Source organism: Patiriisocius sp., from assembly GCF_051252435.1.
Lineage (GTDB): Bacteria > Bacteroidota > Bacteroidia > Flavobacteriales > Flavobacteriaceae > Patiriisocius.
This window is the reverse complement of the sequence record NZ_JBPOFW010000001.1, coordinates 268,928-284,668: the sequence shown is the minus strand read 5'-3', so window position 1 is coordinate 284,668 and position 15,741 is coordinate 268,928. Positions and strand designations below refer to the sequence as shown.

At 36.2% G+C, this 15,741-nt stretch carries 16 protein-coding genes; all 16 read left to right on the top strand.

The genetic code is table 11. The features are described 5' to 3' along the window. Positions 1 to 8 precede the first annotated feature (8 nt). The 16 genes from ACSHW7_RS01260 to ACSHW7_RS01185 all read left to right on the top strand — a co-directional run bounded on the left by ACSHW7_RS01260 (position 9) and on the right by ACSHW7_RS01185 (position 15,736). Complete coding sequence (locus tag ACSHW7_RS01260) at positions 9 to 752, top strand: ABC transporter ATP-binding protein (protein ID WP_435677501.1); 744 nt, start codon at positions 9 to 11, stop codon at positions 750 to 752. Continuing rightward, positions 745 to 2,013, top strand: a complete 1,269-nt coding sequence (locus tag ACSHW7_RS01255) for an ABC transporter permease (protein WP_435677500.1) — start codon at positions 745 to 747, stop codon at positions 2,011 to 2,013. The genes ACSHW7_RS01260 and ACSHW7_RS01255 overlap by 8 nt, the downstream gene beginning before the upstream one ends. Next, on the top strand, positions 1,991 to 2,437 hold the full coding sequence (locus ACSHW7_RS01250; protein WP_435677499.1) for an acyl-CoA thioesterase: 447 nt from the start codon (positions 1,991 to 1,993) through the stop codon (positions 2,435 to 2,437). The genes ACSHW7_RS01255 and ACSHW7_RS01250 overlap by 23 nt, the downstream gene beginning before the upstream one ends. Further along, the gene (locus ACSHW7_RS01245; RefSeq protein ID WP_435677498.1) at positions 2,430 to 3,590 is read left to right on the top strand and encodes a beta-ketoacyl synthase N-terminal-like domain-containing protein; all 1,161 of its coding nucleotides are present in this window, start codon (positions 2,430 to 2,432) and stop codon (positions 3,588 to 3,590) included. Before ACSHW7_RS01250 ends, ACSHW7_RS01245 begins: the two co-directional genes overlap by 8 nt. 6 nt (positions 3,591 to 3,596) lie before the next feature. Then, entirely contained in the window at positions 3,597 to 4,670 is a 1,074-nt protein-coding gene (locus ACSHW7_RS01240; protein WP_435677497.1) for a methyltransferase, read from the top strand. Then, positions 4,670 to 5,296, top strand: a complete 627-nt coding sequence (locus ACSHW7_RS01235) for a 3-oxoacyl-ACP synthase (RefSeq protein ID WP_435677496.1) — start codon at positions 4,670 to 4,672, stop codon at positions 5,294 to 5,296. Before ACSHW7_RS01240 ends, ACSHW7_RS01235 begins: the two co-directional genes overlap by 1 nt. Further along, complete coding sequence (locus ACSHW7_RS01230) at positions 5,293 to 5,547, top strand: phosphopantetheine-binding protein (RefSeq protein WP_435677495.1); 255 nt, start codon at positions 5,293 to 5,295, stop codon at positions 5,545 to 5,547. The genes ACSHW7_RS01235 and ACSHW7_RS01230 overlap by 4 nt, the downstream gene beginning before the upstream one ends. Position 5,548: 1 nt before the next feature. Further along, positions 5,549 to 6,751 (top strand): beta-ketoacyl-[acyl-carrier-protein] synthase family protein, encoded by a 1,203-nt coding sequence (locus ACSHW7_RS01225; RefSeq protein ID WP_435677494.1) that lies wholly within the window; start codon positions 5,549 to 5,551, stop codon positions 6,749 to 6,751. Then, entirely contained in the window at positions 6,751 to 7,821 is a 1,071-nt protein-coding gene (locus ACSHW7_RS01220; RefSeq protein ID WP_435677493.1) for a beta-ketoacyl synthase N-terminal-like domain-containing protein, read from the top strand. Before ACSHW7_RS01225 ends, ACSHW7_RS01220 begins: the two co-directional genes overlap by 1 nt. Positions 7,822 to 7,871: 50 nt before the next feature. Continuing rightward, on the top strand, positions 7,872 to 8,591 hold the full coding sequence (locus ACSHW7_RS01215; RefSeq protein WP_435677492.1) for a polysaccharide deacetylase family protein: 720 nt from the start codon (positions 7,872 to 7,874) through the stop codon (positions 8,589 to 8,591). After that, positions 8,584 to 9,213, top strand: a complete 630-nt coding sequence (locus tag ACSHW7_RS01210; RefSeq protein ID WP_435677491.1) for a LolA family protein — start codon at positions 8,584 to 8,586, stop codon at positions 9,211 to 9,213. The genes ACSHW7_RS01215 and ACSHW7_RS01210 overlap by 8 nt, the downstream gene beginning before the upstream one ends. Then, positions 9,191 to 9,817 carry a hypothetical protein gene (locus tag ACSHW7_RS01205; protein WP_435677490.1) on the top strand — a complete coding sequence of 209 codons (627 nt, stop codon included), beginning with the start codon at positions 9,191 to 9,193 and terminating at the stop codon, positions 9,815 to 9,817. The genes ACSHW7_RS01210 and ACSHW7_RS01205 overlap by 23 nt, the downstream gene beginning before the upstream one ends. An 11-nt stretch (positions 9,818 to 9,828) precedes the next feature. Continuing rightward, positions 9,829 to 10,197: a 3-hydroxyacyl-ACP dehydratase gene (locus ACSHW7_RS01200; RefSeq protein ID WP_435677489.1), complete on the top strand. Its 369-nt coding sequence runs from the start codon at positions 9,829 to 9,831 to the stop codon at positions 10,195 to 10,197. Then, positions 10,197 to 10,709 (top strand): hypothetical protein, encoded by a 513-nt coding sequence (locus tag ACSHW7_RS01195; protein WP_435677488.1) that lies wholly within the window; start codon positions 10,197 to 10,199, stop codon positions 10,707 to 10,709. The genes ACSHW7_RS01200 and ACSHW7_RS01195 overlap by 1 nt, the downstream gene beginning before the upstream one ends. 158 nt (positions 10,710 to 10,867) lie before the next feature. Continuing rightward, positions 10,868 to 12,055: a DUF2062 domain-containing protein gene (locus ACSHW7_RS01190; protein WP_435677487.1), complete on the top strand. Its 1,188-nt coding sequence runs from the start codon at positions 10,868 to 10,870 to the stop codon at positions 12,053 to 12,055. Then, complete coding sequence (locus ACSHW7_RS01185; protein WP_435677486.1) at positions 12,056 to 15,736, top strand: MMPL family transporter; 3,681 nt, start codon at positions 12,056 to 12,058, stop codon at positions 15,734 to 15,736. Positions 15,737 to 15,741 lie beyond the last annotated feature (5 nt).

Genomic DNA, 15,741 nt, shown 5'->3' with positions numbered 1-15,741 from the left:
GAAATCCAATGATAAAAATCAAAAACCTCTCAAAAAAATACAAGGACGCCGAAATATTTTCGGTGAGCGCTTTGAATTTGGAGATTGAGGAAGGTGAGATTTTTGGATTGTTGGGCCCTAACGGCGCCGGAAAAACTACACTGATTTCTATGTTGAGTTCATTGATACGACCTACTGCGGGAAATTTTACAATCGATGGACTGGATTTTAAAAGTAACAAGAGGCAATTACAACAACACATTGGGATTGTTCCACAGGAATACGCGTTATATCCAGAGTTGACAGCTTTTGAGAATTTGATATATTTTGGGAGTATGTACAATTTAAAAGGAGCTCCACTCAAAACTGATATAAAAAACCAACTCGAAATTCTAGGATTGGCGAAGTTCTCCAATAAGAAAATCAAAACATTTTCTGGCGGTATGAAACGCCGTGTCAATTTAATTGCGAGCATTCTTCACAAACCAAAAGTGCTATTTCTCGATGAGCCAACGGTGGGTGTGGATGTGCAATCAAAAAATGTAATCATTGCGCATTTACAAAAATTGAACAAACAAGGCACAACCATTATTTATACATCGCATCATTTAAATGAAGCCGAAAATTTTTGCACCCGAGTTGCCATTATTGACAAGGGAATCATTGTAGCAAAAGGAACACCAAAATCACTTATTGAAAATCACCCTGAAGCCAATACCCTCGAAGATGTATTTCTAGCGCTTACAGGAAATGCCCTCAGAGACTATGCATAAACTCTGGGCTTCCACCTTAAAAGAATTCAAATTATTATCGCGCGATGTGGGCGGGATGGCAATTTTATTTTTAATGCCGCTAGCCTTGCTCATCGTAATTACCATTATTCAAGACAGCAGTTTTAAGGCGGTGAATAGCATTAAAATCCCCATTTTATTGGTAGATAATGACGGCGGAAATGTAGCAAAAACAATAACTGAAGGACTTTCAAATTCTGAAACTTTTAAAATCATTAAAAGTGCTTCGGAAACGGAAGCGAAACAACAAGTATTTAGTGGCGATTATCAATTAGCGATTGTCATTCCTGAAAAATTATCGGAAGATTTGGAAGCCAAGGTCAATGAAAATGTGGAAGGAATTCTTTCAGCATTTGGAGTAGCCGAAGAAAATACATTTCAGAAGGAGAAAAAAGAAATCAAAGCAAAGGAAGTGCGATTGTATTTTGACCCAGCGACGCAAGGCTCGTTCAAAAACCAAGTAAAAAACGGAATCGATAAAATGATTTCAAAAATAGAAACCGAAACTATTTACAAAGCATTTCAAGAGCAAATTGGAGAAGAAGAAACTCCGCTTTTTGAAACTGAATCGTTCATCAGCTTCAAAGAAATAGTACCCGTAAAAAACGAAAAAGAAATCATCCCCAACAGTGCACAACACAATGTGCCAGCATGGGCGTTATTCGCTATTTTCTTTATTATCGTGCCATTGTCCATAAATATGGTGAAGGAAAAACACCAAGGCACATTTGTGAGATTACGCACACAACCCGTGAGTTATGCCACAGTCTTAGGCGGGAAAACACTGGTGTATTTGGCAGTCTGCCTAATACAATTTGCACTTATGTTATTCGTGGGTATTTATGTTTTTCCGTTATTAGGATTGCCCACATTAGATGTTTCGGGACGACTCCCATTATTATTAGTTGTTGCATTATTTGCAGGATTAGCGGCAATAGGATTGGGACTTTTGATTGGGACGATTGCAAAAACGCAGGAACAAGCAGCGCCATTTGGATCCACTTTTGTAGTTATTCTTGCAGCGCTCGGTGGGGTTTGGGTGCCGGTTTTTATTATGCCAAAATTTATGCAACTCATTTCACAAGTCTCACCAATGAATTGGGGTTTGAGTGCATTTTACGACGTTTTCTTACGAAATGCATCCATAAAAGCAATTATTCCCGAAATCAGTTTATTATTTTTGTTTTTCCTCGCCACAACATTAATCGCCATCTTTTACAATGAGAAAAAGCAAACCGTCTAACGTTAAAACAATTCAGCACAAAAGCAAGATTCGTGTGCGCTTTGCAGAATGCGACCCACTAGGTATTGTGTGGCACGGCAATTATATTCAATATTTTGAGGACGGTCGTGAGTCCTTCGGAAACGAAACTGGCATTGGCTATCTCAACCAAAAAGACAATAATTTTTCAACGCCCATTGTAAAATCGGTTTGCGAACATAAGTTACCTCTCAAATATGGCGACATTGCCACAATTGAAACAACTTATGTAGATTGTGACGCGGCAAAAATAATCTTTCAATATAAAATTTTCACACCCGAAGGTTTGCTCGCTTGCACGGGTGAAACCATACAGGTATTTGTAGAGTTGGGAGGAGAATTATCACTTACCATTCCAAATTTTGTTGTGAAATGGAAACAAAAAATGGGACTTTTAGATGACTAAAATCTACGCGTCACATAATAATATTATTTCGTCACTCGGTTTTAATAGCAAGACCGTGGTCCAACAGGTCGCGAATGAAAAAAGTGGCTTGGAGCGTATTGAAAATATTTCCATTTTACCGTTTCCTTTTTACGCTTCGGTGATAGATAAATCAAAGCTCAATAACGCTTTCGCGGAAATTTCCGAAGATCAAAACAGCTACACTCGTTTAGAAAAAATGATGCTTTTGTCATTGAACGATGTATTGAAACAATCGAAAAATAAAATTTCGGAAAGAACCGGATTGATAATTTCTACCACAAAAGGAAACATAGACGTATTAGAAAACAACGGCCCTTTTCCGAAGTCAAAAGCATACTTGAGCGAACTTGCAAAAACCATTGCAGATTTTTATAATTTTAAAACTGAACCCATTGTGGTTTCAAACGCTTGTGTGTCTGGCGTTCTCGCCGTGGCAATTGCAAAACGATATATCAATGCAGGGATGTTTGATGAGGTATTCGTGGTAAGTGGCGATTTAGTAACGCAGTTTATTTTAAGTGGTTTCAACTCATTTCAAGCATTGAGTACAGAACGTTGCAAACCTTACAGCGATGACCGTGCGGGTATCAATATTGGAGAAGTAGCGGCTAGTATTTTGGTTACAAAAGATGCAACCAATTTATGTAAAGAAGCCTGCGAAATAGCTGGAGACAGCTCTTGTAACGATGCAAATCATATTTCGGGTCCCTCAAGGACTGGCGAAGGATTGTACAGGAGCGCAAAAGTTGCATTGAAAGAGGCGGGTGTAAAACCCAATGAAATTGACTATATTTCGGCTCACGGAACGGCGACATCATTCAATGATGAAATGGAATCGATAGCCTTCAGCAGATTGGGAATGAGTGAAGTACCTTTAAATAGTTTGAAAGGATATTTTGGGCATACCTTGGGAGCTTCGGGATTATTGGAGACCATTATCGGGATGCATTCGTTGTGCCAGAATACATTATTTACATCGCTTGGATTTTCGGCAAAAGGAACGTCGGAGCCATTGAATGTGATTACAAAACCAACCAAAACTGAATTAAATTCATTTCTTAAAACAGCTTCTGGATTTGGTGGATGTAATACTGCGGTAGTATTTAAAAAACAACAACCAACCAAAACCTGAACCAATATGCAAAATCAATCTGAAAGTGCATTTGATGCCATTCAACAGGCACAGCAAATTGCTTTTGCTCCCTTTGTATTTCAATCGACTGTTTCCATGAGGGAGCTCGGTATTTTTGATTTTATTTTTAAAAACCGAAAAAAAGGAGGTAAAACTGTGCATGAAATTGCCTCAGCTTTATCATTGACCGCTTACGGTGTGGGCGTATTGTTAGAAATTGCAGAAAGCTCAAACATTGTAATTAAGGATGAAGACGGAAATTATAAACTTACAAAAACGGGATATTTTTTAGCGTACCACGAAACCGTAAATGTAAATATCAATTTCACAAATGATGTTTGCTATAAAGGACTCTACCATTTACCCGAAGCCATTAAATATGGCACACCAGCTGGATTGAAAGAGTTAGGTTCTTGGCCTACAATTTACGAGGGGCTTTCACAGTTGCCAGAGCAAATTCAAAAATCTTGGTTCGAATTTGACCATCATTATAGCGATGATATTTTTGATGACGCCATTGAAAAATTGTTAGCTTTTTCACCAAAGAAGATTATTGATATTGGAGCAAATACTGGAAAATACGCATTAAAATGCCTGAGTAAAGACCCCGAACTTCAAATGACATTGCTTGATTTACCGGGCCAATTGAACAAAGCATTGGCTTCGGTGAAGAAAAATGGATTTCAAGAACGGGTTACAGGACAGGAAATAGACTGGTTATCAAAAGACTTAAAAACCATCCCCAAAGGTGCAGACGTAATTTGGATGTGTCAATTTTTAGATTGCTTTTCAGAAGAAGAGATTTCGACAATTTTGTGCACCGCAGTTGCTGCCATGGACGACACAACAAAGCTTATCATTATTGAAACCTATACAGATAGACAGCGATTTAATAATGCAAAATTTGTCCTTGAAGCGACATCCATCTATTTCACAGTAATGGCGAACGGTAACAGTAAAATGTATCCTTCAACGGTGCTGATAGACCTTGCCGAAAAAGCGGGACTTTACGTGGATGAAGACATTGCCCTTGGGGAATATCACACAATGTTTGTTTGTAAAAAATCACAATTTGAATAGTGAATACAGCGCATTTTGACATAACGACCTACGTGCATTTTAAAGATGGCAAAATTTCGCTGGATGGCGAGTTATTGTTTAGTTCTTCGGAAACTGAACTACCTGAAATTTTAAAGGATATCTATAAAAATTTGGATACAGATTATCGTAAATTTTTTAAAATGGACACGTTGAGCAAAGCGGCATTCTTGCCAGCCGATGTGCTTTTGAAATCGCAAAACCTAGCTTCCGAAGAAAATAGTATTGCAGTTGTATTGTCCAATAATGCATCCAGTTTAGATACTGATAGAAAACATCAAGAGTCCATTGCAGAAGCAGATAATTTTTATCCGAGCCCTGCGGTTTTTGTTTATACGTTGCCCAATATTTGTATAGGAGAGATTAGTATAAAACATAGGCTATTTTCTGAAAATAGTTTTTTTATATTTGAAACCTTTAACGCGAGACATCTACAACTTTATGCCAAGCAACTTTTAAATACTAAAAAAGCTGATAAGGTATTATGTGGTTGGGTAAATGTGGACGCAGACAAATACGAGTCATTCCTCTATCTCGTAACTCAAACAAATGAAAAAGGCAATCACACAACTGCCGAAATAAATAGATTATACAACGACCAATTATGAGTGAATTAAAACAAGAATTAAAAGAAAAAATTATTGAGCAATTAAATCTTGAAGATTTAACAGTTGCCGAAATTGGAGACGATGAATCACTTTTTGGAGATGGTTTAGGTCTTGATTCTATTGATGCTCTAGAATTAATCGTAATGCTGGATAAAGATTATGGGCTTAAGCTTGCTGACCCAAAAGAGGGTAAAGCGATTTTTGAGTCTGTAAATTCAATGGCAGCTTATATTGAAGCTAATAGGGCATAATATGAATAAAAGCATTGCAATAACTGGGATGGGAATAATTTCTGCTATTGGAAACAATGTAGAGGAAAATTTCGATTCGTTATTGCAAGGTAAAAAGGGAATTTCAAAGATTTCTAAACTAAATACAATTCATGAAGATTGTATTATGGTGGGTGAGATTGGCTATACCAACGAAGAAATTGAATCTATGCTCGGCCTTCCTAAAAACCATAATTATTCTCGAACAAGTTTATTGGGTTCGCTCGCAGCAAAACAAGCTGTTGCAAATGCAGGAATTACAGATATGTCCAAATATAAAACAGGGCTAATTTCAGCAAGCACTGTGGGCGGAATGGACAAAACAGAACAGTATTTTTATGATTATCTTGATAACGATGAACACCGTAAATATATAGACGGTCATCATCTAGGCGACGGGACCAATAAAATTGCCCAACAAATTGGACTTAATGAAAGTCTTGTAACTACAATAAGCACTGCGTGTTCCTCTGCTGCAAATGCAATTATAATTGGTTCTAGATTAATTAAAGCCGGCAAGTTAGACCGAGTGATTGTGGGTGGTACAGATTGCCTTTCAAAATTTACCATCAACGGTTTTAAAACGTTGATGATTTTGAGCGATACCTACAATACCCCTTTTGATGAAAACCGAAAAGGATTAAATCTTGGAGAAGCCGCAGCATACATTGTACTTGAATCTGAAAAAATAATAAAGGCCGAAAACCGAAACGTATTAGCCTACGTTAAAGGTTTCGGAAATACTAACGATGCGTATCATCAAACAGCGTCTTCTGAAAATGGTGACGGGGCAACAGCGGCAATGGAAAAGACCTTAGAAATTGCCGGAATTAAACCCGATCAAGTAGATTACATCAACGCTCACGGAACTGCGACTCCCAATAATGACCTTTCTGAAGGTAGAGCCATCATACGTGTTTTTGGAGAAAACGTACCACCATTTAGCAGTACGAAAGCCTTCACAGGGCACACACTTGCAGCGGCAGGTGGTGTAGAAGCCGTTTATTCTATACTTGCTTTGCAAAACAATGTTATATTCCCAAATCTCAATTTTAAAACACAGATGAAGGAATTCAATATTACACCCGAAACAACATTAGTCAAAAAAGAATTGCATACGGTGCTTTCAAATTCGTTGGGATTTGGTGGTAACTGCACCTCTGTTTTATTCTCAAAAGAGCCATAATGATGAAAAAAGCGTACATCAATAGCGTGGGTTCTATTTCGTCTCAAAAGACATTTGATAATGACGAATTTTTAAATGATGTCCTTAATTATCATACGACTAATATTTCCGTAGTGGACCCCAATTATAAAGACTTTTTGGATGCTGGTTCTGCTCGCCGTATGGCAAAGGGAATAAAAATGGGTGTTGTTGCTTCAAAAATAGCAATGGATGAAGCAGGTGTTGAAAGCGTGGATGCGGTCATTACAGGTACGGGAATGGGTTGTGTGATTGATTCAGAGAAATTTGTGAGTCGCTTGATTGACAATAATGAAGAATATTTAACGCCCACGTCTTTTATACAATCAACACACAATACAGTAGGCGGTCAAATTGCACTTGGCATTCAATGTAAAGGTTATAATTTTACTTACGTACACTCAAGCAGTTCTTTTGAGTCTGCGCTTATAGACGCAAAACTTCAATTAGCTCTTGGTGAAGTTTCTACAATTTTAGTGGGCGGGATTGACGAATTAGGGCCGCACATGATTCAAGTTCACGGCTTGATTAAACACATAAAGCAAGAGAAAGAAATAGATAATCTAAACATTTTAAACTCTGGATCCGAGGGTTCTGTTTTTGGTGAAGGTGCTAATTTCTTTGTATTATCGAACGAGAAAAAACAATCTGGCTATGCCGAAATAGTAGACATTGAAATTTTAAATACATTGACGAAGGAACGTCTTGAACAACAAGTACAATCGTTCTTAGCTCAAAATGAAGTGACTCCAAAAGATATTGACGTTGTTGTTTTAGGAAATAATGGCGATGTTGGATTTGATACTTATTACAAAGTTTTAACCGAAGGTTTGTTCAAAAATACACAGCAAACAGTTTACAAGCATTTGTCGGGAGAGTTTAAAACAGCATCTTCTTTTGGGTTATGGTTTGCTTCAAAAATGTTAAAAAAGCAATCCATTCCTGAGGTTACTAAATTGAACGCTATCACTCCCAATAAAATCAAAAATGTATTGATTTACAACCAGTATCGTGGAGAAAATCACAGCTTCGTGATGCTTCGCTCATGCTAAAATATATCACAGTTAATTACATATTCGTATTTGTGCTTATCGCTTTTTTTGTGGCACAATTTTTTTATGTTTTCTCGTGGACCAATATTTTTTTTATTATTGGAGCTTGGTTTGTCCTCACGGCATGCGGTTCTGGATTGATACGATGGAATTATTTTTTTAAATCTTTGAACAGTAATCCAACAACTATAAAAAATCAGGTTGCCATTACTTTTGACGACGGTCCAAACCCAACCTTTACCCCACAAGTTTTAGCATTATTACAACAGCACAAAGCAACTGCTACTTTTTTTTGCATTGGTGCGCATATTAAAAAACATCCAGCATTATTCAAACAAATAATTGACGAAGGACACACCGTGGGAAACCACACCTATTCGCATAGTACTAATTTTGGTTTCTTCTCCACCCAAAAGGTAATTACCGAATTAAAAAAAGCAAATGCATTAGTAAAACAAATCACCGGACTTGAAATGTTATTGTACCGTCCTGCGTTTGGGGTCACAAATCCTCAAATTAAAAAAGCACTCAAAGTGTTGCCACTGCAGCCAATTGGTTGGAACAAACGTTCATTGGATACTCGTCCATTATCTGCCGAAATAATTAAAAAACGCGTAACAAAAAAGTTAAAAAAAGGCGATATCATTTTACTGCACGACACTAGCGAAAAGAGCGTCGCCGTTTTGGAACACTTATTGTTAACTTTGCAATCCAAACAATTGCAGTCTGTTTCGGTGGACACACTGCTCAAAATCAAGCCTTATGCATAAGCTTATTTTTATTTTTTTATTGAGTTATTTTTCGTTGCAAATTTCAGCACAAGAACGTGCGATGACGGCTTCGGAAATTTCTGCTTTTAAAGAAGCCGTTGTTGAAACTTCAAAAGCGTCAAAGACAATCAAAAGCGATTTTGTCCAATACAAGCATCTTGATTTTTTAGACAACGATATAGAAACTATTGGGAAATTACAATTTAAATCACCCAATTTGGTGAAATGGGAATACACAAAACCGTATGTGTACAGTGTGATTTTTAAAGAAGATAAGTTGCTTATCAACGACGGTGGAACTAAAAATGCCATCGATATTGGTAGTAGTAAAATGTTCAAAAAATTAAACGATTTAATCGTAAAAAGCGTTAAAGGCGATATGTTTGATGACAACGATTTTACGGTAACGTATTTCAAAACCGATAAAGCAAACAAGGCAGTTTTCGTCCCGAAAGATGAGAAACTCACCGCATATATTGCATCCTTCGAGTTGCTATTTGATAAAAAAGATGCTTCGGTAACCGAAGTGAAGATGATTGAACCCTCGCAAGATTACACTCGCATTATTTTTAAAAACCGACTTGTAAATACCACCATCGATGCTTCGGTTTTTACTCAGTAGTTTCCTTTTATTTGCAGTAATTTCCTGCTCGCCAAAAATTATAAAAGGATTAGAGGAACGTCCTTCGGAAATTTCTCAAATTACAAATCCGTATTTTGCAGATAGCTCTAAAGACTACGTTTACAAGGCAAAGATTGACATCTACGGAAGATATTTTGGCGGAATTCTCATTATCAAAAAGTTAAACGACACCTCGCACCGTGTCGTTTTTACAACTGAATTTGGCAGTAAACTGTTTGATTTTCTCTACGAAGGCGATACCTTTACAAAGAAATTTATAGTTTCAGACCTTGACCGAAAAATCATCGTCAACACCTTAGAAAAGGATTTTAGAATTTTGATTACGGAAAAGGTTGATGTGATTTCTCAATATGAGACCACTGCTTTTTCTAGAATGTATAAGTCTAAATATGACAATAGATTTAATTATTACATTTTTGGGAAAAATGAATTGTTTTTAACGAACATTATAAACACGTCAAAATCTAAAGAGAAAGTGGTTTTTGCTTTTGAAAATATTAAAGACAATGTTGCAGAAAAAATAACGATTGATCATCTCAACATCAAATTGAAAATCGATTTAAAATATCTAAAAAAGAACTAGAAATAAGAATTATGCTAATCAAGGATTTATATAAGCTTACAAATTTTAGTAATGAAGAAGGCGAGGTAAAAGCTGAAATTCATTTAAACAAAGACAACGAAATTTTCAAAGGACATTTTCCTGGAAATCCAGTGATGCCAGGTGTTTGTATGATTCAGATTATTAAGGAGCTTACAGAAAAAGCAACAGAGAAAACCTTGTTCTTATCGCAGACTTCAAACATTAAGTTTATGGCAATCATAAATCCAAATGTAACCCCAGACCTCGCAATAAATATTACAATTACCGAAACTGAGGACGGCTATAAAATTAAAAACGACTCTTCTTTTGGAGACACCTTAGCGTTAAAAATGAGCGCAACTTTTACAACCATTAACTAATGAAATACCTATTTATATTTTGTTTGTTTTTAGTGACCTCTGTCTCTGCACAAAACGTTGTGGAAGTTAGAAAGGCGTACACCTCCATTGATAATAACAAAGAGGTTGCTGAAAATTTATTTATTCAATTACAGCACATTCCTGCCCGCCAAGGCACGACAGGCGGGTCTGAAGATAAAACAATACTCGCTGCCTATAAAGGTGCTGTGATGACGGTGTTGGCTAAATATGAAAAAGGCGGAAAGCAAAAAAAGGAATATTTTAAAGATGGCGTGGGGTTGATTGAAAATGCAATCAAAGCACAACCAAACAACATTGAACTGCGAACGATACGTTTGAGCATTCAAGAAAACGCTCCAAAATTTTTAAAGTACAATGCTGAAATTACTGAAGACAAAACCTTCGTACTCACTAATTTCAAGAAAACTAAAAATAAAGAGGTATGCGATTTTGTAAAGAAATACGCCATGCAGTCTGGAGTTTTTAGTGAAGAGGAGAAAGCGTTGTTTTAGACTGCCTTAATTGAATCTACCCAATATTGGTTATTTTTTCTCTTTAGTTTTTCAAACCTTGTCGTTAAAACTATATTTGTTCCTACAAATCTATTGAAATTGGCATTTTTGTTTAACAAAACATTATTTTTGCTAAACAATTAAATTCACAACTACTAATGACACAGACCATTACTCAAAAAATGGAAGCCTTGCGCTGTTGCGTCATTATACCCACTTACAATAATGAAAAAACGCTCACTCGTGTCATCGACGGTGTTTTAAATATCACATCAAACATTATCATTATCAATGATGGTGCAACAGATGGGACTGCTGAAATTCTTAAAAATTACAATTCGTTAACGCATGTCCATATCCCTAAAAATCAAGGAAAAGGAAATGCACTGCGTAACGGTTTTAAAAAGGCTGTTGAAATGCGCTATGACTTTGCCATTACCATCGATAGCGATGGGCAGCATTTTCCAGAGGACATTGCGGTTTTTGTTAACTTGTTGGAAACTTCCGAAGACAAAAATTTACTGCTAATTGGTGCTCGGAATATGACACAAATGGGTGTTCCAAAAAAGAGCAGTTTTGGAAATAAATTTTCTAACTTTTGGTTTTGGTTTGAAACAGGAATCAAATTACAGGACACCCAATCCGGTTACCGCTTGTATCCATTAAATGTAATTAAGGATATCACATTTTTTACTAAGAAATTTGAATTCGAAATTGAAGTAATAGTAAAAGCTGCTTGGCGCGGGGTGAATGTGATGAACGTTCCCGTTCAAGTTTTATACGATGAAACCGAACGCGTTTCTCATTTCAGACCTTTCAAAGATTTTACACGAATTAGTATTTTGAATACTTGGTTTGTTTTAGTCACGCTACTTTACATAAAGCCACGAGATTTTATAAGAAGCTTTAAAAAAAAAGGCTTTAAAAAGTTTTTAGCCGAAGATTTTCTCGGCGTATACGATTCTCCAATCAAAAAGGCTCAATCCATTGCACTGGGTGTATTTATTGGCATTTCTCCACTTTGGGGTTTTCATACATTGCTAGTAATTTTTTTGGCAGTCGCATTAAATCTCAATAAAGTTATTGCGTTTACTTTTTCAAATATAAGTTTACCACCGTTTATTCCTTTTTTGCTATTGGCAAGTGTTCAAATTGGGAGCTGGATTACAGGTTCAGACTTTGTGATTTCAATGGATTTGATCAATGAAAACTTTGAGATAATAAAACACCTTAAATCTTATATTATTGGTAGTTTTACGTTAGCTATCTTGGCCGCATTGGCACTAGGTTTTGTAGGATACATTACATTCTCAATCCTCGATAGAAAAAAAGTAAAAGTGGCATAAATGGATATTTGGTTCAAAGCCTACACACTTATTAAGAAAAATAAACTAGTGGCAATTTTAATTGCTGCAAGTTGCATTTTTATGCTTGCATTTCTTGCTTCCAAAATAAAATTTGAAGAAGACATCACCAAGTTGCTCCCCGCCAACGAAGAGACCCGCAACATTCAAAAGATTTTAAAAAGTGTCAATTTTACTGATAAGATTATTGTCAACATATCTCGCAAAGCGGAAGGTTCCACCAGCGACCTTACCCAATATGCCACTTCATTTTTAGATAGTCTCGACACCAATCTTGGTGGCTTTGTTAAAGACATTCAAGGCAAAGTGGATGATCAAGGCGTTGATACCACATTAGATTTTGTTTACAACAATCTCCCCCAATTTTTATCTTCCGAAGATTATCAAAACATTGAAAACAAACTAGTAGCCGATAGCATCGCAGCAATCACTCAAAGCAATTACCGAACGTTAGTCTCTCCGTCAGGTTTGATTGCTCGAAAAACAATTTTAAGAGACCCGCTCGGATTGTCATTTACCGGTTTAAAAAAATTACAAAAATTGGGAGTTGGTGATGATTTTACTTTAAAGGATGGTTTTGTAGTTAGTAAAGATGAGCAAAATTTATTGCTGTTTATCACCCCTCAATATCCCGCAGATGATGCCGCGAGCAATGAAGAGTTTTCAGATAAATTGTACAAACTACAAAACGAACTTAATACCGAATTTGATGCTAAAGCATCAAGCGAGTATTTTGGCGCAGCACTAATTTCGGTTGCAAATGCAAAGCAAATAAAACAAGATATTCAATTTACTATTGGGATTGCGCTGACCGTCTTGATGGTCATTTTTATGCTATTTTACAGAAAGCTCATTATCCCATTAATTCTATTTACACCCACGGTTTTAGGCGCATTATTATCAGTGGCTATTCTGTATTTGGTTCGTACAGAAATATCTGCAATTTCGTTGGGGATTGGCTCTGTATTGTTGGGAGTAACACTGGATTATTCGTTACATATTTTAACACACATTAGAAACAATGAGGGTGTAGAAAGTTTATATAAAGAAATTGCGAAACCTATTTTAATGAGCTCAATCACAACGGCTCTTGCATTTTTATGTCTCCTTTTTTTAGACTCACAAGCATTACAAGATTTAGGGATTTTCGCAGCGGTTAGTGTACTTGGATCAGCCGTTTTCGCATTGTTGTTCATCCCTCAGGTCTATAGAATAAAAACAAAAGAGGTTGCAAAAAAATCAATTATAGATAGCATAGCCAATTATAAATTTCATCGCAATAAGTGGTTGATTTTCGCAATAATAGGAGTGCTCATCATGAGTATGTTTACCTATAATAAAGTGACATTCAATAATGATCTTAACACATTAAATTATGAGCCTGCTGAAATTTTAAGAGCCAAAAAAAATCTAGATGCATTAACAAATATCGAATCAAAATCGGTGTACGCAGTCGCCTACGGGAATACTACCGAAATAGCACTACAAGCCAACGACAAGCTTTTTGAAGGTTTAAAAAAATTAGAATCACAACACAAAATTATCAGCTTTAGTAATCTTGGCGCGTTGGTGCAGTCTCAAGAAAGCCAGAAAGAGAATATTGAAAAATGGAATCAGTTTTGGAAAAAAGAACGGATAGATACACTAAAAGAGAATTTAATTTCCAGCGGAAAAGAACTAGGTTTTAAACCGACTTCTTTTAATGGATTTTATAGCTTGTTGGAAAATAGTTTCAATACACTTTCGGTAGCGGAATATGGCGAATTGCCGAGTATAAGAATTGAAGACTTCATTTCCGAAGAAAGTGATATGACTGCGGTCACTTCGGTAGTAAAATTGGAGGACGAATTTGCAAACGAGGTGAACACCTATTTTGAGGGTGAAAATGGAATTTTGATTATCGACCGCAAACAAATGAACGAGTCTCTCTTGGGGTCATTGCGAGATGATTTTAATAAGTTGATATGGTATTCCATGGGTGTTGTACTGTTATTGCTTTTGCTCTATTACCGCAGTCTCTCGCTTACAATAGTCACGATGTTACCAGTGTTTTTAACGTGGGGAATTACCATTGGGATTATGGGTGTTTTGGGTATTGAATTCAATATTTTCAATATTATTATTTCCACGTTTATTTTTGGATTGGGGATTGACTATTCCATTTTTGTGACAAACGGTTTGCTGCATCAATTGAAAACTGGAAATGAAGGATTCGGGACGCATAAAACGTCTATTTTACTTTCGGTATTGACAACTATTTTGGGAATTGGTGTTTTAATTTTTGCGAAACATCCCGCATTATATACCATTTCATTTGTTTCCATTATAGGGATTTTTTCAGCGATGTTGCTGGCGTTTACGTTGCAACCATTGTTGTTCACTTTGTTTATTGGAAGCAAAACAAAACGACCGATTTCGTTACGTTATTTAGTACATTCTGTGTTGTCGTTTACATATTTTGGGTTGGGTGGATTAATTTTTTCTTTGGCGAGTCCGCTACTTAAAATACTGCCCGTTTCAAAAAAGAAAAAGATGGGAGTCTTTCATAAAGGCATTTCAAAATTGATGAAAAGTGTATTGTACACAAATCCATTTGTCAAAAAAACAGTGCTCAATCCACATCAAGAGGATTTTAAAAAACCTGCATTTTTGATTGCAAATCACACCTCATTTCTGGATATTCTGGCGATGGGTATGTTAACGCCCAAACTTATTTTTCTTGTGAATGATTGGGTTTATAATTCCCCCGTTTTTGGAAAAGCCGTAAAACTCGCAGGGTTTTATCCCGTCTCAAAAGGAGTTGATGAAGCCGTTCCACATTTACAGACCAAAGTGGAACAAGGCTATTCGTTGATTGCGTTTCCCGAGGGCACGCGCTCTATGACAAATAAAGTAAAGCGATTTCATAAAGGGTCATTCTTTTTAGCCGAAAAATTAGATTTAGATATTATTCCAGTGCTTATCCACGGAAATAGTGAAGTCCTTCCCAAGAATAGTTTTATCATCAAAGACGGGAGTATCACCATAAAAATCTTAAAACGCATCCCGAAAGATTCTACTCAATTTGGAACTACCTATAGTGAGAAAACAAAACAGATTGGAGCCTATTTTAGAGATGAATTTCAAACCATAAGAAATGAAATAGAAACCGAAAAATATTTCCATAAACTGATTTTGGAGGAGTATCGCTATAAAGGCACCAAACTTTATAATGAAGTAAAAAAGGATTTACAAATAAATGCTTCCAACTATAAGGCTGTCGCGGAAATGTTACCAAAAGATGCTACAATAGCAAACATTTCAAAATCGAGTGGCCAATTAGATTTTTTACTGGCGCTTGATAGCGCAAATAGAAAAATCAATTCCTACATTCAAAATGGTGAGACGAGAGAAATGCTTCAACATAGTTTTTTAACCAATTCAGAGTTGAGGTTACATTTTGTTGAAAATACTTCGGAAATTTTAAAATCTGATATTGAGGTGTTCATGATTGATTCGGATGACTTTTCAGAAGTTGAATTTTTAGCGTTTCAGAATGAAAAAGTACAATTGGTAGTGCTTATTGATTCGCCCCAACAAATTTCCGAAGCACTCCTCAAACGAGAAGGATTTGAAACTTTGCACACAGTGGTAAATCTTAGTATATTTAAAAAAATTAGCTAAAAAAC